The following is a 17,743-nucleotide window of genomic DNA, read 5'->3' as shown; positions in this document are numbered from 1 at the left end:
GGCTTGGGGGTGGGTTACTTGCCCACGCGGGAGCGCCAGGCAGACCACGCCTCGGCCCACTCCGGCCAGTTGTCGAAGATGAACTGTTGGTCGAGTGCCGTCTTGGGTCTCATGCTTGGGTCGTAGTCCCAGGCGCCCGGCAACTTCCCCTCCATGCGGAGATGGAAGGCGAACGCCCGGACCTGTCCGCGAGGCTGGCTCAGCCAGTCGGCGGCGTGGCTGGTGTTGACCCAGGGTCCACCGTTCTCGCGTCGACTCACTGGCCAGCACCTCGTTCGGCGGCACGCTCGACGGGGGCGCGCTGGTAGAGCACGGTGTTACCGACTCGGATGTGAGGCAGGCGTTCACGCCCCTCGGAGCGACGTGCTCGGAGCGATCCAGCGGACAGCCCAAGGAGCTCGGCGGCCTGCGCGGTGGTGAGCCAGTCTTCGGCTCGGAATTCGTACGGCACTGTCGTGCCTCCCTTCGGTAGGGCGGCGTACTGCGCCGCCGTTGTCGTGTGGTCCAAGAAGAGAGGCCCCGACCGCCGACCAAGGAGGAGTCGACAGTCAGGGCCTTGCCCTGCCCCACGCGCGAGGGCAGGAAGTCTGAGGGACGGCTCCGCCCTCGCCGTCCCCGTGACTTTGGAGGGCGAGGGTGGAGCCGGTGGGGAGCGTTCCGGCGGAGTGGACCGGAGCTCAACCCGAGAGGACGCGGCAGGAGGAGGAACCGCGCACTGAAGGTTCAAGGGGGACGGCGCCGACGTTGGCGACGGGCCCAAAAGAAGAACGCCCGACCGTCAGGTCAGGCGAGCGAGGAGAACTCTCTACTTACTGGTGGCAGTGAGCGGGCCGAAAGTCCGGGTCAACTCGATGTGACGCCGATCACTTACCGGTCAGGGAGTGAAGTCCCCTACTTACTGGTGGCAGTGAGCGACCCGAAAGTTTCCATCACCTCGACGTGACGCCGGTCACCTGTCGGGCGCAGGTCACGGTGTCACTCTCCGGAAGGCCGGCGAGCACTCTCCGCTCACGCAAGGCAGAGCCCCCATCAACCACGGGGAGGCTGACAGGGGCTCTGTGACCGACACGCCTCGGAGTCCTGCTCGCCGTCCCGAGGAGCGCCGGAGCTCTACTCCTCGCGCACCACGAACGCGAAGGACGTGCACAGGCGCCGGAACCCTGCGTGCCCCGTCCGGCCTGTGTGGCTCATGCACTCGACGTCAACCGCTTGCCCCTCCGTCGAAGGCGTGGCAGTCCAGCCGCACGCGTACGTCAGGCACTCGGCCTCGAAGGTGACGTCAGTGTCCGGGTGTTGCGTGATCCGGTGCGCCACGAAGCGCATGACGGAGCGGACCATCACTCGGCCCCATGCCCTTCCCGAAGGTGGGTCCGAAGGGCAACGTTCGCATCGGACGCTTTGGAGTAGTCCCCGACTGATCGGGCGTTGGTTCGGGTCACGACGATGCCGAGGCACTCGCGGCACCCTGCCACGGGGTCCGGCTCTACGGCCGGGCCTGTCAGGTGTACCGGTCCCGTCATCGTCGTCTTCGGTGCGCTCATCCTGCGTGACCTCCCCGGCTCCATGTCTCGGGATGAGCATCGCCTGAGATCCGGGAGGGGTGGCGGTTCAGTCGCGTTGTGGCATGAACTCACGCACGGCAGGCGGCGGACCACTCGGCGAGCTTCGCTCTCGCCTCCTCGGCGAAGAGCGCGCACCCCTCGTACGCGGCGAACTCCTCGACGTACGCCCGTACGTCCCTCGGGTCGCGGAACACCATCACGCCCGTGGACATCTCCGCCGTGGCCAACCGGTCGTCGTAGATCGTGAAGGTGTTCAAGGGGCACCCTGGCAACGGAGTGTCCAGAGGGATCACGCCGAGGCGGACGTTCGGCAGGTGCGTGAGGGAGGCGAGCCGGTCAAGCTGTACGGCCATGGCGTGAGGGGCCAGGAACGGGGAGCGTGCCGCTTGCTCGGTCAGTAGGAACGTGAACCGCTTCGAGCGGTCGTACAGGACTTCCTGTCGCTCCAGCTTCCGGGCGATGGCCTTGCTGTGATCGCCGGGGATGTGGGCCAGGCTCGCCCTGATGTACTCCGGGGTTGAGAGTAGGCCGGTGATCATCGAGAGCAAGAAGAACCGGAACTCTGCCGAGGACGCTTCGAGCCCCGCCAACTCCCGTTGCTTCTTGTCGAGCCCCTTCCGGCGGAGCCCCCGTGCGTCCTGCCATTCGGTGTTCGCCGTCCGGGCGAGGGCGGCCACTTCCGCCACCACTTCCGGCGGAGCTTCGAGGGCGGTCAGAAGCGCCTCGATGTCGACGAGGGTCGGTCGGGTCTGCCCGTTCTCAATCCGGCTCACCTTGGACTGAGACATGGCGCAACGCGCGGCGAGCCGGTCCCCGGAGAGACCGGCCGCCTTGCGTAGTTCGCGGAGCATGGAGCCCAGCTCTTGCCGGGACTTGCCGAGCTCCTCGGGCTCGAAGGTCACTCGCTCTTCACGTACTCCAGGAAGGGGACCGACGCGGCTACGGCGAGACGCTGGTACTCAATGAACGGGGCAGGGTCGCCCTCGTAGAGCTCTCGGCCGATCTGCCTGCCGTCGTCCTCGTAGTGCATCAGGACGACCGTCGAGCGGTCGAACATCCAGTAGTCGCCGACGTTGTCCGGCAGTGGGTTGGGCCGGTCCGTCAGGTCGAGTATGCGGATGTCCTCTCCCGCCGGTGCTTGATGCTGGTAGTACCGCTCGAACTCGAAGCGCAGGTAGTCGCTCAACGGGCGCCGGACGATGTGGACGCGGCCCACGTTCCGAGTGCGGACCATGTCCGTCCATGAGTCCTCGTACGGACCGGGGAACCTGGCCCCCGCCTTGAACGCCTCGAACTCCTCGGCCTCCTGCGGTACGAGGTACTGGGGCAGGGTCTCCAGTCGCCATGCTTCCGTCTGGAAGTCGCGGAACTTGGCCTGCCAGTCGTCACCATCCAAGAGCACGGACAGCCTCCCGAAGAACGCTCTCGGGGATCTCTACGAGCCCTTCGCCATGCGGCGGCGTGAAGGCGTTGGACACGTCGCCCTGCACCACGAACGATCCGCTCTCCGTGCGGTAGACGTTCGGGCAGTCACCCTGCCCGCACTCGCCGTTCCCGTTGCCGGTGAGTCGGGTAAGTCCTGCACGCTCAGACATGCGTAACCCCCTGGTCTGTCGGCCCCTGTCGGGCCCGTCGACAACGACCGTACGAGGGCCACCCAGGGCCGTCTACCCAAGAACGCGGGTATGCACGTCCTTGCATGAAATGGGGCGCCCAGAGGGGCGCACAGAGCTTCGAGGGGAACGAGGAGAGCCCCGCCCCTCGAAGTGAGGGAACGGGGCTCGGTCACGCTCGGTCGACGGCCGGCTGAGCGGAGAGTGAGCGAGTGGCTCAGATGGTGTGCTCGGCCGTGAGGCCGCGTACGCGGTTGTAGAGGTCCCTCGGGAGCAGGAGCTCAACCCTCCCGAGCGTGTGACGAACGGTGCCCTCGGTCTCGCCGAGCTCCATCAAGGGGAGCTCCTTCGGGAGCTCCTCCCGGTGAACGATCGCCTTCACGCCTGCCTCGCGGAGCTCCTTGTTCTTCTCGGCCGGAGCGGAGAGCTCGGCCCACCTGTCCGCGTAGGTCTGCCCGGTCGGGATCTCCTCCCACCCGTCCGGCACAACCGGCATGGCGGCGAGCGCCTCGCGCTTCGCTTCGAGCCGGAGGTACTCCTCCCGGTACTCCTTCTTACCGAGCTCCGAGGAGTAGAGCCCCGCCTCGCGGTCCTCGCGGAGCTCGGCCAGGGCGCGCGTCACCTCGGCCACGTCCGCCGTGTGGTCGACTCCGGGGCGGTAGGTACGTCGGATGATCTGCGCGTGCCCCACGGCACGGAGGAACGCCTCCTCGATGGCCTCCTCCAAGTGCTTGGCTCGGATCGCTTCGTTCTGTCCGCACTCGGCGCCAGAGATGTTCCGGGAGCTGCACCGGTAGTACATCGCCGACCGGCCGTTGTTCCGGTAGAGGGGACGGCCACAGGTGCAGAACGCCACACGGAGGAGAGGGCTCCTGTCGTAGCGGTGCCCGGCGTGCGGTCGAGAGTTCTCCGTGAGCTTCGCTTGAAGCGCGTCCCACTCCTTCTTACTGAGGAGCGGCTCCGCCCGCTGGAGAGGGAGCCCCTCGGCGTCCCGTACGAGACGAGTCCTTTTCTCCTTTGTGCCGTCCGGGAGCGTGACCTCCTCGGTCATCTCGACTCGGCCGAGGAGCGTGTGAGAGCGGAGCATCTTGTTCAGGTTGCCGACGCGCCAGAGAGCCCCCTTCGATTCCTTGCCCGCACGGATGCGCTGAGCGTCCAGGGAGCTCGGAACCTTCTCTTCGTTCAGCCACCGACATACGGCATTGATCGCTTCGCCGTCCTCGACGATGCGCCGGACAATCTCCCGGAGGGTCTTCGCCGTCTCCGTGCCGTACTCGTCGGGTACGAGCTTCCACCCGTCCCCCTCGGAGTCCTTCTCTGCCCGGTAGCCGTACGGCACGAAGCCGCCGCGCCACCGGCCCGACTTCATCAGGTGCACGTACGAGGACTTGGCTCGGAACTTGATCGCTTCGAGCTCGCCCTCTGCGAATGCGGCGATGAGCTGAAACAGGATCTTGCCCATCGGCGAGGACAGGTCGAAGCCGTCCTCTGCCGCCGCGATCTCCTTGTCATGCTCGCCGGCCCACTCGACGAGCTGAGCGATGTGCAGGACTCGACGCGAGATGCGGTCGAGCTTCATCCCGCACAGGATGTCCCACTCGTCGGCGCGGCTCGCCTCCCATGCGAGGCGCCGCTCTACCTCGCTCACGTCCTTGCCGATGGTGGACGGCAGCCACTCGCCGAGCTCCGGCCGCTCCCACGGGGCGATGGCGCCGGACACGTCCACGTCCTCGACCCAGCCGACGACCGTGTGTCCTCGACTGTCCGCCCACCGTTGGATGGCTACCCTCTGCCGGACTACCGACGTCGACTCGTCAGACGCCCTCGACAGACGGAGCGCTCCCAGGACCCTTGCCATGCTTCGTTCTCTCCTCTTACCGAATGTTCAGGGTACGGAAGGGGGAGCGGACGACTGTCCGCCCGCTCCCCGAGCGGCTCAGAGACCGGCGGCCTCTCGAAGGGCCTCGACGGATGCGGCCACCTCCTCGAAGGACGGCTCAGCCGTGATGCAGTCCGAGACGTAGAGGCTGAACACCTTCCGCCCGTCGCGCGTGACGCCTTCGAGGGACAGTCCGCCGTCCTCTCCTGCGAGCGCCTCGACGCCGAGGGGGAGGAGTCGGCGGAGAGCATCGGCGCACAGGGAGTCGTGAAGGGAGGCGCCGCCCTCGGACAGGGTGACGTCCTCGGTCACTGGAGGAGAGATCAGGACGCCCGTACCGGCGATCATGTCGACGATGGCAGTGAAGGGGCGAAGGTCGAGCACCTGCCCCGCCTCGGACTCCAGCCACTCGGCACGGAAGGCGTCCCGGTGCAGTCCGTCGTGACCGGTGGGAAGGGTGCAGGGGAGGCGGTGACTGCCAGGGCCCGGACGCTCCCACCCGGAACGGCGAGCGTCGCACGGAGCGGACCCCTTGCCCTCGGGCTCGTCGTGCCGGATCACCCGGAAGTCGTGACCCACCGGCTTACGGCCGGTCGTGCCGTCCTGCCGGACGAACGTCACCCACTCACGACCAACGGCGGTAATCGTGGCCGTGCAGTCGTAGAACTCGACGACGTCCCCAACGCTCACGGACGCCTCGCGCTCGGGCTGAACCTTGACGCGGACGTACTCACCCACGGCGTACGTGACATCGAGGGTGAAGCCGAGCTCACGGGAGGACTCAGAGGAGAGCTCGACGTCTACCGTCTGCGCGTCCGTGTCGACGTCGACGGAGACGACCTCCCGCTCTCCGTCCTTCCAGGTGTCGCACCCCAGCACCATGCCGGGACGGATGTCCCGGACGGGGAAGAGCGTCCACTCACCCTCGCCGTAGATGCGCTCGACGTGCCGGTGAGTAAGCTCCTTGACGTCCGTCAGTCGACGGCCAGTGAAGCCGTGACCGAGGCCGACGACGGACCCGCTCCATGCGTTGCCGTCCTTGCGTGCCGTGGCGATACGGCGCCCGTCGTGCGTTGCGTAGTAGCTACCGGCCGAGTCCTTGTGCCAGGTGAGTTCCATTGCCGTTGTCCTCTCGGTCCTGGTCAGACCCCTTGTGGGTCCGATCCGATGACCGGAGTAGGTCCCGCTCCCTCGATGAGGCCGCAGAGTTCCACAGCAGCGTCCTGGACGCGTTGCGTCAGCCACTGGAATCCGGCCACGTTGTGATCGCCCGAGCGGCAGGGATACTGCGGATGCCCGCGAGGTTCCTCATGGTTCTGGCGGCCAATCCATGCCCCTGCGGCCGACATGGCCGGGGCGACGACATCTGCGAGTGCAGGCCTTCCTCGATCAAGCGATACCGAGCCCGGCTGTCCGGCCCGCTGATGGATCGCGTGGACCTTCGGGTGACGGTCGAGCCGGTCGCCCGCGCCGAACTGCTCCAGCTCCACACCGGCGCGGAGACGACGGCGACGGTGGCCGAACGTGTCAAGGCAGCCCGCGAACGAGCGGCCACGCGCTACGAGGGAACACCCTGGCGCACCAACAGCGAAGTGCCCGGACACGAGCTGCGCACCCGCTGGCACGTTCAGCCGGGAGCCCTCCGAAAGGCCGAGGAGGACCTCGATCGAGGCCTCCTCACTGCGCGCGGCCTGGACCGGGTCCTGCGCGTGGCCTGGACCCTGGCCGACCTGGCGGCTCGTGCCCGGCCCTCGGCGAACGACGTGAACTGGGCCCTCGAACTACGCACGGGCGTCCGGCGCGGCGCGGTGCTGGAGGGAATCGGAACATGAGCAGCCGCGGGGAGTATCACGGTGACGGCGATGAGGTGGCCGTGAGCCCTGTGACAGAGGGCGAGGACAATCGCGCTGCCACGGGCGGTGTCTCAGGGGCGGATGCCGGCGGCGGTCACTCCGAAGCAGCATTCCCGGACGGCTCGGAACCGCTGGTCGGCATGCGGCACCCCGAATGCGCCAAGGAGGACATCCTGGGGCGCCGAGGGGCAGCCGTCCGCGGCTCAGCGCGGCAGGCGGATCTTCGTGCCGACCCGGGTGACCGCGAAAAAGTGGACGGACCGGCGATGGGAATGGACGGATCGGCGACGGGTGATGAGCGAAGTCGTGCCGATTCCGGTGGGCGGGGCCATGGCGCACTGCTCGACCGCGTCTTCCTCAGCCGTGTCGTCGAGCCCGGGGACGAAGTCGTCGGGCGGTGGGTGCGGGAGTTCGGGGTGGGGGAAGTGGTGCGGCGGCTGCGGGAGGGGGTGGAGCCCTTGCCCGGGGTGAGTTTCAAGCGGTGGGAGGGGCTGCGGGCTCGCGGGGCGCGGGCCGAGCCCGGAGTGGATCTCGCCGTTGCGCGAGAGGCGGGGGTGCGGTTCGTGGGTCCGGGGGACGTGGAGTGGCCCGGACAGCTCGACGATCTCGGGGACGCCCGGCCCATGGGGCTGTGGGTGCGCGGGCGGGCCAGTCTTCGGATGTGGGCGCTGAGGTCCGTGGCCGTCGTCGGAGCGCGCGCCTGCACCGAGTACGGCGCCCACATGGCAGCCACCCTCGCCGGCGGGCTCGCCGAGCGGGGATGGGTGGTCGTGTCCGGGGGCGCGTACGGAGTCGACGGCGCCGCCCATCGGGGAGCCCTCGGAGCCGGCGGCGCCACGGTCGCCGTGCTCGCCTGCGGAGTCGACCGCCCCTATCCGCGCGGGCACACCCAGTTGATCAACAGGATCGCGGAACAGGGACTGGTGATCGGAGAACTGCCGCCGGGGGATCATCCGACGCCGAGCAGATTCATCGTGCGGAACAGGGTCATCGCCGCGCTGACACGGGGCACCGTCGTCGTCGAGGCCGCCCATCGCAGCGGCTCACTGGTCACCGCCCGGGCGGCACAGCGGCTGGGCCGTCACACGATAGGAGTCCCCGGACCGGCCACCAGCGGCCTGTCCGCGGGCATCCACGAGCTCCTGCGCGGAGACGCCGTCCTCGTCACCGACGCCGCCGAGGTCGTCGAGCTCGTCGGCGACATGGGGGAGCTGGCCCCGGAGCGGCGTGGGCCCGTCCTGCCGCGTGATCTGCTGGAGCCTGCGGCCCGCCGAGTCCTGGCCGCGCTGCCGGGCCGCGGCGCTGCCGGAGCCGGCGAGGTCGCGCGCGGTGCGCAGACCACCGAGGACGACGCGATCGCGAGGCTGTACGAACTCCGCTCACTCGGTTACGTCGAACGACACGGCGACGGCTGGAAGTTGACACGCCAGGCGATGATCTCCGTTCGCGCCGGTCGAAGCAGATGTTGACCGAGCGTGTTCGGCCGTACGGGGGAACACGGATGGCCTTGTGAATTCCCCCAGTTGGGGTGTTCGGGTGATCACTTAGAGCGACCGGCATGACCCGGCGGGGCGTCCAGCGGAACGTATCTGCGTACGGCTTGCGCTCCGCCCTTCGCGCACCGCGACACTTCAGTCACGCTACGCTCACGAGGATTCCGGCGCAGACCGGCACCTCGACACCGGAAGGTCCCCAGAACGGCACCAGAGCGACATCAGACCGACAGCTCCCCCAAAGCACCCCCACTTCACGGCAGAACGGCACAAGGCAACGAATGCCCCAGCACACCTCCGGGTCCGACCGGGCGGCGGTCCCCCCAGCCGCTCGTGACGGTGGCAGCGTGCGGCCGCCCGCTCCCTCGACACTCGACGAGCTGTGGCGGTCGTACAAGGCGACGGGGGACGAGCGATTGCGCGAGCAGCTGATCCTGCACTACTCACCGCTCGTCAAGTACGTGGCGGGCCGGGTCAGCGTCGGTCTGCCGCCCAATGTGGAGCAGGCGGACTTCGTGTCGTCCGGGGTGTTCGGACTGATCGACGCGATCGAGAAGTTCGACATCGACCGGGAGATCAAGTTCGAGACGTACGCGATCACGCGGATCCGGGGCGCGATGATCGACGAGCTCAGGGCGCTGGACTGGATCCCGCGCTCGGTGCGGCAGAAGGCGCGGAACGTCGAGCGGGCCTACGCCACCCTGGAGGCGCGGCTGCGGCGGACGCCCACGGAGGCCGAGGTGGCCGTCGAGATGGGTATCGCGGTGGACGAACTCCACTCGGTCTTCAGCCAGTTGTCGCTGGCGAACGTGGTGGCGCTGGAGGAGTTGCTGCACGTCGGGGGCGAGGGCGGCGACGGGCTGAGCGTCATGGACACGCTGGAGGACACCGCCGCCGACAATCCGGTGGAGGTGGCCGAGGACCGGGAGCTGCGGCGCTTTCTGGCTCGGGCGATCAACACGTTGCCGGAGCGGGAGAAGACCGTGGTGACGCTGTACTACTACGAGGGGCTCACCCTCGCCGAGATCGGGAACGTGCTCGGAGTGACCGAGAGCCGGGTCAGTCAGATCCACACCAAGTCGGTGCTGCAGTTGCGGGCGAAACTGGCCGGCTTCGGTCGTTGACCTGGCCTGATGCATGTGGGGTTCGCGGAGAGGCTCCCGTCCGCGAGGGCACGTCCGTAAAGTGGTTGACGTGCCAAGGATTCGAGCGGCCTCCGTGGCCGAGCACCGGTCGATGCAGCGAGCCGCCTTGCTGGACGCGGCGCGATCCCTGTTGTCCGAGGGCGGGACGGAGGCGCTGACCTTCCCGGCTCTCGCCGAGCGGACAGGGCTCGCGCGGTCGTCCGTCTACGAGTACTTCCGGTCGCGGGCCGCCGTGGTCGAGGAACTGTGCGAGGTCGACTTCCCGGTGTGGGCCGCGGAGGTCTCGCTGGCGATGGAGCATGCGGCCACAGCCGAGGACAAGGTCGAGGCGTACGTGCGCAAGCAGCTCTCGCTGGTGGGGGACCGGCGGCACCGGGCCGTGGTCGCGATCTCCGCGAGCGAGCTGGACGCCGGCGCACGGGAGAAGATCCGGGCGGCGCACGGCGGGCTCGTCGCGATGATCGTCGAGGCGCTGGCAGAGATGGGGCACACGGAGCCCCGGCTGGCGGCGATGCTGCTTCAGGGCGTCGTGGACGCAGCCGTGCGGAGGATCGAACTGGGCGCGGCGGAGGAGCCGACGGCGATCACTGAGGCGGCGGTGGCCATGGCGTTGCGGGGCGTTCGGGGCTGACGCCGGTGGGGGTGCCGTACGCCCCCACGCCTGGCTCAACAGCAACAGCTCAGCAGCCCGTCGGCTAAGACGGCAGCGGCACCCCGAGGACCGGCAGCAGTCTCGACGGCCCCCTGCGCAGCAGCCACGGAGGGAGGAGTGAGAGCGGGTCCAGGTAGGTGTCGGCTCTCCGTAGGCCCCAGTGCACGCAGGTCTCCGTGCAGTGCGACCCGGTCGCCTCCACCGTCCCCACGACCTGTCCCGCCGTCACCTCGTCGCCCTTGTCCACCACGGCCCGCACCGGCTCGTACGTCGTCCGCAAGGGTGGATCACCCGTGCCCGGGAGCTCCACCGACACGACCCCCTTCCCTGCCACCCGGCCCGCGAACGAGACCCGTCCCGCCGCAACGGCCCGTACCGACGTCCCGGCCGGGGCCGCCAGGTCCACGCCTCGGTGGCCTCGGCCGTACGGGGTCGCCGGTGGCTCCCAGCCGCGGAGGATCGGAGGCCGTACGCCCACGGGCCATGCCCGGCCGACCGACGGCACCGTGGGGGCCGGGTTGGCCGGATTGGCCGGGTCCGGTGCGGTGGGTCCGCCGACGGCGGTTGACGTCAGCCGCGGGACCGGTGCCAGCAGGACGATCGTCGTCAGGAGCAGCAGCAATACCAGTCGCCCCACCATCCGACCGCATGACCTGACCACCCTCGCCGCTCTCACACATCGCATCGCTCGCATGCGAGAACCGTCCCCCACCTCTGCCGATCATGGCCGGTATCTGTGGATAACTCCTGGGTTGTGGACAGCGGCGTCACCCGGTACCCCGCGGGTCCCGTACACTTCTTCTGGCGATCCGGGTCACCGGGTCGACTTCGCACGCCCCGACACGGCCACCGGAAACGGTCCGTGTCAGCGCCCCTCGGTCCCTAGTGGCACGGCGCATGTGGGCGTCAGGCGCGGGAGCCGTCCGGTCCCCGCGGCACAACCGAGAAATTCAAGGAGATACGGCCATGGCCGTCGTCACGATGCGGGAGCTGCTGGAGAGCGGCGTCCACTTCGGTCACCAGACCCGTCGCTGGAACCCGAAGATGAAGCGCTTCATCTTCACCGAGCGCAACGGCATCTACATCATCGACCTGCTCCAGTCGCTGTCGTACATCGACCGCGCCTACGAGTTCGTCAAGGAGACCGTCGCCCACGGCGGCACGGTCATGTTCGTCGGTACCAAGAAGCAGGCGCAGGAGGCCATCGCCGAGCAGGCCACCCGCGTCGGCATGCCCTACGTCAACCAGCGCTGGCTGGGCGGCATGCTCACCAACTTCTCGACCGTCTACAAGCGCCTTCAGCGCCTGAAGGAACTCGAGCAGATCGACTTCGAGGACGTCGCCTCCTCCGGTCTGACCAAGAAGGAGCTTCTCGTGCTCTCGCGCGAGAAGGCCAAGCTGGAGAAGACCCTCGGTGGTATCCGCGAGATGCAGAAGGTGCCCAGCGCCGTCTGGATCGTGGACACCAAGAAGGAGCACATCGCGGTCGGCGAGGCCCGGAAGCTCAACATTCCGGTCGTCGCCATCCTCGACACCAACTGTGACCCCGACGAGGTCGACTACAAGATCCCGGGCAACGACGACGCGATCCGCTCCGTCACCCTGCTCACCCGTGTGATCGCCGACGCCGTCGCCGAGGGCCTCATCGCCCGTTCCGGCGTCGCCACCGGCGAGAAGGGCGAGAAGGCCGCGGGCGAGCCGCTCGCCGAGTGGGAGCGCGACCTGCTCGAGGGCGAGAAGAAGGCCGACGAGGCTGCCGAGAAGCCGGCTGAGGCTCCCGCCGCCGAGGCTCCGGCCGCCGAGGCCGCCCCTGCCGCCGAGGCCGCTCCCGCCGCCGAGGGCGAGAAGGCCGCCGAGGGCGAGCAGGCCTGACACCGTCAGCGTCAGTGTTGACGGCGGGGGCGGTGACATGAACTCCGCCCCCGCCGTTCACCCGTAGGTCGACGGAAGGTCGGCGGCCCCGGCTACTCCAGGGTCCGTAGACCCCGTAGATCTTCGATCTTCCAGACTTCGAGAAAGATTCACAGACTCATGGCGAACTACACCGCCGCTGACGTCAAGAAGCTCCGCGAGCTCACCGGCGCCGGCATGATGGACTGCAAGAAGGCGCTGGACGAGGCCGAGGGCAACGTCGAGAAGGCCGTCGAGGCGCTCCGGATCAAGGGCCAGAAGGGCGTCGCCAAGCGCGAGGGCCGCTCCGCCGAGAACGGCGCCGTGGTCTCCGTCATCGCCGACGACAACTCCTCCGGCGTCATCGTCGAGCTGAAGTGCGAGACCGACTTCGTCGCCAAGGGCGAGAAGTTCCAGGCCGTCGCCAACCAGATCGCGCAGCACGTCGCCGCGACCTCCCCGGCCGACCTCGACGCCCTGCTCGCCTCCGAGATCGAGGCCGGCAAGACCGTCCAGGCGTTCGTGGACGAGGCCAACGCCAACCTCGGCGAGAAGATCGTCCTGGACCGCTTCGCGCAGTACTCCGACGGCTTCGTCCTCGCGTACATGCACCGCACGATGCCCGACCTGCCCCCGCAGATCGGTGTCCTCGTCGAGCTCGACAAGCCCAACGCCGAGGTCGCCAAGGGCGTCGCCCAGCACATCGCCGCCTTCGCGCCGAAGTACCTCTCCAAGGAGGACGTGCCGGCCGAGGTCGTCGAGTCCGAGCGCCGCGTCGCCGAGGAGACCACCCGCGCCGAGGGCAAGCCCGAGGCCGCCCTGCCGAAGATCGTCGAGGGTCGCCTCAACGGCTTCTTCAAGGACGCCACGCTGCTCGGTCAGCCCTACGCGCTCGACAACAAGAAGTCCGTCCAGAAGATTCTGGACGAGGCCGGTGTCACCCTGAAGCGCTTCTCGCGCATCAAGGTCGGCATCTGAGTCCGTACCGCGATCGACGCTCCGTCCCTATAGGGTCGAAGGCAGTCGTTGGCGGACGCCGCCACCGCGCACGCGCGCGTGACGGACGACAGCAGATCTGACGAGGAGGCCATTGCCGCGCATGGGATGCGAAACACACCCGAGCCGGCAGTGGCCTTCTTCGTATGTGCACCACGTAACAAAGGCGGGATCTCGATGACCACCAAGGCCCAGAAGAGCGACGACGGCAAAGTACGCGGCCGGTTTCTGCTGAAGCTGTCCGGAGAGGCCTTCTCCGGTGGCGGGGGCCTCGGCGTCGACCCGGACGTGGTGCACAAGATCGCCCGTGAGATCGCGGCCGTCGTGCGTGACGGCGCGCAGGTCGCGGTCGTCATCGGCGGCGGCAACTTCTTCCGCGGCGCAGAACTCCAGCAGCGCGGCATGGACCGGGCCCGCTCCGACTACATGGGCATGCTCGGCACCGTCATGAACTGCCTCGCCCTCCAGGACTTCCTGGAGAAGGAGGGCATCGACAGCCGGGTCCAGACGGCCATCACCATGGGACAGGTCGCCGAGCCGTACATCCCGCTGCGGGCCGTACGGCATCTGGAGAAGGGCCGCGTGGTCATCTTCGGCGCCGGTATGGGCATGCCCTACTTCTCCACCGACACCACCGCCGCCCAGCGCGCCCTGGAGATCGACGCAGAGGCGCTGCTGATGGGCAAGAACGGTGTCGACGGGGTCTACGACTCCGACCCCAAGACCAACCCGGACGCCGTCAAGTTCGACTCCCTCGGCTACGGCGAGGTCATCACGCGCGACCTGAAGGTCGCCGACGCCACGGCGGTCACGCTGTGCCGCGACAACAAGCTCCCGATCCTTGTCTTCGAGCTTCTTGCGGAGGGCAATATCGCCCGCGCCGTCAAGGGTGAGAAGATCGGCACGCTTGTGGGTGAGCAGGGCGGTCGGGGCTGACGCTTCGACAACTCCACGAACGAACCCGTCCGGGGGACGGACGGAGCGGACCCTGACCGGGGGGATGGACAATGTCCTGCCGGTCGGGAACCGTGCAGGAAGAAGACGCGACGCAGCCGGCCGCCGCCCCCACCGAGGAACCGCAGCCGGGCCTTACTCAAGACGCAGGAGCAAGTGGTGATCGAAGAGACCCTCCTCGAGGCCGAGGAGAAGATGGAGAAGGCCGTCGTGGTCGCCAAGGAGGACTTCGCCGCGATCCGTACCGGCCGGGCGCACCCGGCGATGTTCAACAAGATCGTGGCCGACTACTACGGCGCGCCGACGCCGATCAACCAGCTGGCTTCGTTCTCCGTGCCGGAGCCGCGCATGGCGGTCGTGACCCCGTTCGACAAGAGCGCGCTGCGCAACATCGAGCAGGCGATCCGCGACTCCGACCTCGGTGTCAACCCGAGCAACGACGGCAACATCATCCGTGTGGTGTTCCCCGAGCTCACCGAGGAGCGCCGCCGCGACTACATCAAGGTCGCCAAGGGCAAGGCCGAGGATGCGCGCGTGTCCATTCGCTCCGTCCGCCGCAAGGCCAAGGACGCCATCGACAAGATGATCAAGGACGGCGAGACCGGCGAGGACGAGGGCCGCCGCGCCGAGAAGGAGCTCGACGACACCACGCACAAGTACGTCGCTCAGGTGGACGAGCTCCTCAAGCACAAGGAAGCCGAGCTGCTCGAGGTCTGATGAACGACTCTTCCTGGGGGGCGCCGCCCGGGGCCGGGCAGGCCGGGTACTGGGGGACCTCCGAGCGTGGACCAGTCCAGGGGGCTGCCCCGGCGGGTCCCGCGTACGATGCGCCTGAGGCGCCTCACACTCGCCCCATGCCCATCGTGCCCGACGTACCCGCGTATGGCGGAGACCAGGATGACGACCGGGGGGCCGCTCGGCTGAGTGGCCCCCTGTTCAGCAGCCGGCCACCGCAGTCGCGGTCTCATGACACGCCGCAGGCGCGGCCCTTCGAGGCGGCGTCGCAGAATCCGGAGCCCATGCCCGACGCCCCGCCGCCGGCGCCCCAGCAGAAGAAGAGCGCGGGGCGCGACCTGGGTGCGGCCATAGGGGTCGGCGTCGGGCTCGGCGTGGTGATCGTCGCGTCGCTGTTCGTCGTCAAGGCCGTGTTCGTCGGTGTCGTCGCGGTCGCCGTCGTCGTGGGTCTGTGGGAGCTGACCAAGCGGCTCGAGGAGCGCAAGGGCATCAACGCTCCGCTCGTGCCGCTCGCCCTTGGCGGCGCGGCCATGGTCGTCGCCGGATATGTCCGGGGTGCCGAGGGCGCCTGGGTGGCGATGGCGCTGACCGCGCTGGCGGTACTGGTCTGGCGGATGACCGAGCCGCCGGAGGGCTACCTCAAGGACGTCACGGCCGGCGTCTTCGCGGCGTTCTACGTGCCGTTCCTCGCGACCTTCGTCGCCATGATGCTCACGGCCGACGACGGCCCCTGGCGCGTGCTGACCTTCCTGCTCCTGACGGTCGTCAGCGACACGGGCGCGTACGCGGTCGGCTGGCGCTTCGGCAAGACCAAGCTCGCCCCGCGCATCAGCCCCGGCAAGACCCGCGAGGGCCTGCTCGGTGCGGTGAGCTTCGCGATGGTGGCGGGCGCGCTGTGCATGCAGTTCCTCATCGACGACGGCAGCTGGTGGCAGGGCCTGCTCCTGGGCCTCGCGGTCGCGGCCAGTGCCACGCTGGGCGACCTCGGCGAGTCGATGATCAAGCGTGACCTCGGCATCAAGGACATGGGCACGCTGCTGCCGGGCCACGGCGGGATCATGGACCGGCTGGACTCGTTGCTGCCCACGGCGCCGGTGGTGTGGCTGCTGCTGGTGCTGTTCGTCGGGTCGGGCTGACGATTCGATCTGTGCCGGAGGGGCCCCCGTTCTCGTAGAGCGGGGGCCCCTCGGCCTGTGGGACGATTTCGGTATACGCCCGCAAAGGCACTCGAAACGTACGCCCGCACAGGCACTCAAAAGGGGGTCACCATGACCGCCATCCGAGAGATCATCGACGTCGACCGGACCCCAGCCGATGTCTACGCGTACCTCACAGATCCCTCTCACCTGCCGGAATGGCAGCTGAGCGCCGTCTCGGCCGAATCGCTGGACGAGGGTCCGATCCACGCCGGCTCCCGAGTCCGGGTCACCCGGCGGATCGGGAACCGCCAGATGCCCATGACCGTGCGGTTCGACCAGCTCGACCCTCCGTACAGCTGGGACCTGCACGGGATCGACGGCCCTGTACGGCCCCGCACCCATGGTTCCATCGAGCCGCTCGACGACGGCCGGCGTTCCCGCGTGACGATCGACATCGACTTCGAGGGTCACGGCCTCGGAAAGGTCCTGATCCCCCTCGTCGTCCGCCCCCAGGTCCGCAAGGAACTACCGCGCGATGAAAAACTCCTGAAGGACCGGCTGGAGGGGACGACGGACTAGGGAGTGATCTTCCCTGGTCCAGCTGGGCGGGTCACTGCCCGGAGAACTGAGGTGCTCCGGGCGCGAAGAAGTCTCCCACTGGCCATGCCCTCGCCAGTAGGGGCCGTCTTGTGCCCGCTGGGCCGTCTCCGGGCGGTCAGGCTCCTGGGCCGTGCCGAGGGGCACCGCCCCAGGGCCCGGCGCGCTCGCCGCTGCCGGCCGTCAGGTGGGCGTGCGCCCGCGGTGTCATCGCCGGATCGAAGTTCCCGGCCGACCTCAGTTCCGGCGGAAAGGGTCATAGGCGACTAGTCGTCATTCGGAGACGAATCATCATCTTGATGATTCCCGTCCTGGCGTACATCGTCACCGCTGATCGAAGCGTTGTCGCCCGTGGACACGGTCCCCTTGATATTGGATCCAATCAGAATTGACCTGCCCTCGGAAGCGCTGAAATGCACCACCCCTCCTGCGACTGTTCTCCGCATAACGCGAACAGCCTCTCGCTTCGCTCGTGTCCTCGCCACGGAGGAGACCAGAGTCACGAGCAATCCGACGAGCGAGAGGGCTGAGGCAGTAATGGTTCCAGCCCACGAAACGACTTCCACGACGGTCATCAGAGGTTCTCCCGCTCGCAGATGTAAGTACTGCTGCCGGCGCTGACCAAAGTGGAAATCAGAATGATAAACGACTGGCTTCCGACTGTCCTTGGATCCATTTCTGAGCTGTCAGCCGTGGCGGCCAAGAAGGCAGTCAAGGCCAACGCCAGTACGTTGACGCTGCTCCAGAATTTCAGAGCCGGGGGAAAGCTCCCGCGCTTCCTCATCAACGCCTGTGAGATCGCAGAGGCCGCAAGCCCCATGGACACCACGTATAGATCTGCTCTGGCAGCCAATTCAAAAAATCCTGCATGAGTCGGCTCTTTGAACTGTCGGCTGTTCAGCCATTCCCCCAGAGTTGGAAGGACAGCGAAAATCACGGCAAAGAGAAACCACATGCCAAGCTTCCCGAAAGCCTGTTTATGTAAAGCGGCATTCGATGGGCTCCTTGCCGCCACCTCTCCGATCTGGTCTTCAATCAAGGTGGCGCCACCGCCCCCTTGTGTACCAAAGTCGCTCTCGCCCGGCGATTCGGCTGCGGATGCCGTCATGCGCAACTCCACTACATTCGGTGCACCTTGATCTTTTCCGGCACCGTGACCATCCCGGCGGGCAGCTTAGAACTGGTGATGCGCGCAGCGCTACAGCGCGTCAAACAATGATCACCCGTGATTCTTG

The 17,743-nt window shown here is 68.0% G+C and carries 19 protein-coding genes and 1 pseudogene; 10 read left to right on the top strand and 10 right to left on the bottom strand.

The genetic code is table 11. The features are described 5' to 3' along the window. Nucleotides 1–14: 14 nt before the first annotated feature. The 8 genes from ACFPQ9_RS20235 to ACFPQ9_RS20205 form a co-directional block, all read right to left on the bottom strand. Entirely contained in the window at nt 15–260 is a 246-nt protein-coding gene (locus ACFPQ9_RS20235; protein ID WP_380854750.1) for a hypothetical protein, read from the bottom strand. Continuing rightward, nucleotides 257–451: a helix-turn-helix domain-containing protein gene (locus ACFPQ9_RS20230; RefSeq protein WP_380854748.1), complete on the bottom strand. Its 195-nt coding sequence runs from the start codon at nt 449–451 to the stop codon at nt 257–259. Before ACFPQ9_RS20230 ends, ACFPQ9_RS20235 begins: the two co-directional genes overlap by 4 nt. Nucleotides 452–1,110: 659 nt before the next feature. After that, nucleotides 1,111–1,323 carry a DUF7848 domain-containing protein gene (locus tag ACFPQ9_RS44695; protein WP_465269582.1) on the bottom strand — a complete coding sequence of 71 codons (213 nt, stop codon included), beginning with the start codon at nt 1,321–1,323 and terminating at the stop codon, nt 1,111–1,113. A gap of 307 nt (nt 1,324–1,630) precedes the next feature. After that, entirely contained in the window at nt 1,631–2,464 is an 834-nt protein-coding gene (locus ACFPQ9_RS20225) for a helix-turn-helix domain-containing protein (protein ID WP_380854747.1), read from the bottom strand. Then, a complete protein-coding gene (locus ACFPQ9_RS20220; protein WP_380854745.1) occupies nt 2,461–2,964 on the bottom strand; it encodes a DUF6879 family protein in 504 nt (167 codons plus the stop codon). The genes ACFPQ9_RS20225 and ACFPQ9_RS20220 overlap by 4 nt, the downstream gene beginning before the upstream one ends. Then, complete coding sequence (locus tag ACFPQ9_RS20215) at nt 2,948–3,157, bottom strand: hypothetical protein (protein ID WP_380854743.1); 210 nt, start codon at nt 3,155–3,157, stop codon at nt 2,948–2,950. The genes ACFPQ9_RS20220 and ACFPQ9_RS20215 overlap by 17 nt, the downstream gene beginning before the upstream one ends. 235 nt (nt 3,158–3,392) lie before the next feature. After that, the gene (locus ACFPQ9_RS20210; RefSeq protein ID WP_380854741.1) at nt 3,393–5,033 is read right to left on the bottom strand and encodes a recombinase family protein; all 1,641 of its coding nucleotides are present in this window, start codon (nt 5,031–5,033) and stop codon (nt 3,393–3,395) included. Between the two features lie 78 nt (nt 5,034–5,111). Next, nucleotides 5,112–6,173: a hypothetical protein gene (locus tag ACFPQ9_RS20205; protein WP_380854739.1), complete on the bottom strand. Its 1,062-nt coding sequence runs from the start codon at nt 6,171–6,173 to the stop codon at nt 5,112–5,114. A 71-nt stretch (nt 6,174–6,244) separates the two neighbouring features. Between ACFPQ9_RS20205 and ACFPQ9_RS20200 the strand changes: the two are divergent. The 4 genes and pseudogenes from ACFPQ9_RS20200 to ACFPQ9_RS20185 form a co-directional block, all read left to right on the top strand. Next, a pseudogene (locus tag ACFPQ9_RS20200) lies at nt 6,245–6,886 on the top strand (ATP-binding protein); the annotation flags it as partial. 287 nt (nt 6,887–7,173) lie between these two features. Next, entirely contained in the window at nt 7,174–8,376 is a 1,203-nt protein-coding gene (gene dprA / locus ACFPQ9_RS20195) for a DNA-processing protein DprA (protein ID WP_380855306.1), read from the top strand. Nucleotides 8,377–8,681: 305 nt separating this feature from the next. Then, nucleotides 8,682–9,524: an RNA polymerase sigma factor WhiG gene (whiG, locus tag ACFPQ9_RS20190; protein WP_107902371.1), complete on the top strand. Its 843-nt coding sequence runs from the start codon at nt 8,682–8,684 to the stop codon at nt 9,522–9,524. Between the two features lie 94 nt (nt 9,525–9,618). Then, nucleotides 9,619–10,176: a TetR/AcrR family transcriptional regulator gene (locus ACFPQ9_RS20185; protein ID WP_380855303.1), complete on the top strand. Its 558-nt coding sequence runs from the start codon at nt 9,619–9,621 to the stop codon at nt 10,174–10,176. 64 nt (nt 10,177–10,240) lie between these two features. On the opposite strand, the gene ACFPQ9_RS20180 is transcribed toward ACFPQ9_RS20185, so the two are convergent. After that, a complete protein-coding gene (locus tag ACFPQ9_RS20180; RefSeq protein ID WP_380854737.1) occupies nt 10,241–10,837 on the bottom strand; it encodes a murein hydrolase activator EnvC family protein in 597 nt (198 codons plus the stop codon). A 326-nt stretch (nt 10,838–11,163) separates the two neighbouring features. Between ACFPQ9_RS20180 and rpsB the strand changes: the two genes are divergently transcribed. From rpsB to ACFPQ9_RS20150, 6 genes are all read left to right on the top strand, one after another. Next, nucleotides 11,164–12,069: a 30S ribosomal protein S2 gene (gene rpsB, locus ACFPQ9_RS20175; RefSeq protein WP_380854735.1), complete on the top strand. Its 906-nt coding sequence runs from the start codon at nt 11,164–11,166 to the stop codon at nt 12,067–12,069. A gap of 159 nt (nt 12,070–12,228) precedes the next feature. Further along, nucleotides 12,229–13,065 carry a translation elongation factor Ts gene (tsf, locus tag ACFPQ9_RS20170; RefSeq protein ID WP_380854733.1) on the top strand — a complete coding sequence of 279 codons (837 nt, stop codon included), beginning with the start codon at nt 12,229–12,231 and terminating at the stop codon, nt 13,063–13,065. Nucleotides 13,066–13,260: 195 nt separating this feature from the next. Then, nucleotides 13,261–14,019: a UMP kinase gene (gene pyrH / locus ACFPQ9_RS20165; RefSeq protein WP_380854731.1), complete on the top strand. Its 759-nt coding sequence runs from the start codon at nt 13,261–13,263 to the stop codon at nt 14,017–14,019. Nucleotides 14,020–14,196: 177 nt separating this feature from the next. Continuing rightward, nucleotides 14,197–14,754: a ribosome recycling factor gene (gene frr / locus ACFPQ9_RS20160; protein ID WP_380854729.1), complete on the top strand. Its 558-nt coding sequence runs from the start codon at nt 14,197–14,199 to the stop codon at nt 14,752–14,754. After that, a complete protein-coding gene (locus ACFPQ9_RS20155) occupies nt 14,754–15,908 on the top strand; it encodes a phosphatidate cytidylyltransferase (RefSeq protein ID WP_380854727.1) in 1,155 nt (384 codons plus the stop codon). The genes frr and ACFPQ9_RS20155 overlap by 1 nt, the downstream gene beginning before the upstream one ends. A 132-nt stretch (nt 15,909–16,040) precedes the next feature. Next, the gene (locus ACFPQ9_RS20150) at nt 16,041–16,490 is read left to right on the top strand and encodes an SRPBCC family protein (protein ID WP_380854725.1); all 450 of its coding nucleotides are present in this window, start codon (nt 16,041–16,043) and stop codon (nt 16,488–16,490) included. 592 nt (nt 16,491–17,082) lie between these two features. Here the strand turns inward: ACFPQ9_RS20150 and ACFPQ9_RS20145 are convergent. Then, nucleotides 17,083–17,616, bottom strand: coding sequence for a hypothetical protein (locus ACFPQ9_RS20145; RefSeq protein ID WP_380854723.1), 534 nt, complete (start codon nt 17,614–17,616; stop codon nt 17,083–17,085). Between the last annotated feature and the right edge of the window lie 127 nt (nt 17,617–17,743).

The organism is Streptomyces coerulescens (assembly GCF_042657965.1).
In the GTDB taxonomy this organism is placed as follows: Bacteria; Actinomycetota; Actinomycetes; order Streptomycetales; family Streptomycetaceae; genus Streptomyces; species Streptomyces coerulescens.
Note: the sequence above shows the minus strand (reverse complement) of the source record. Positions and strands in the feature narration are given on the sequence as shown.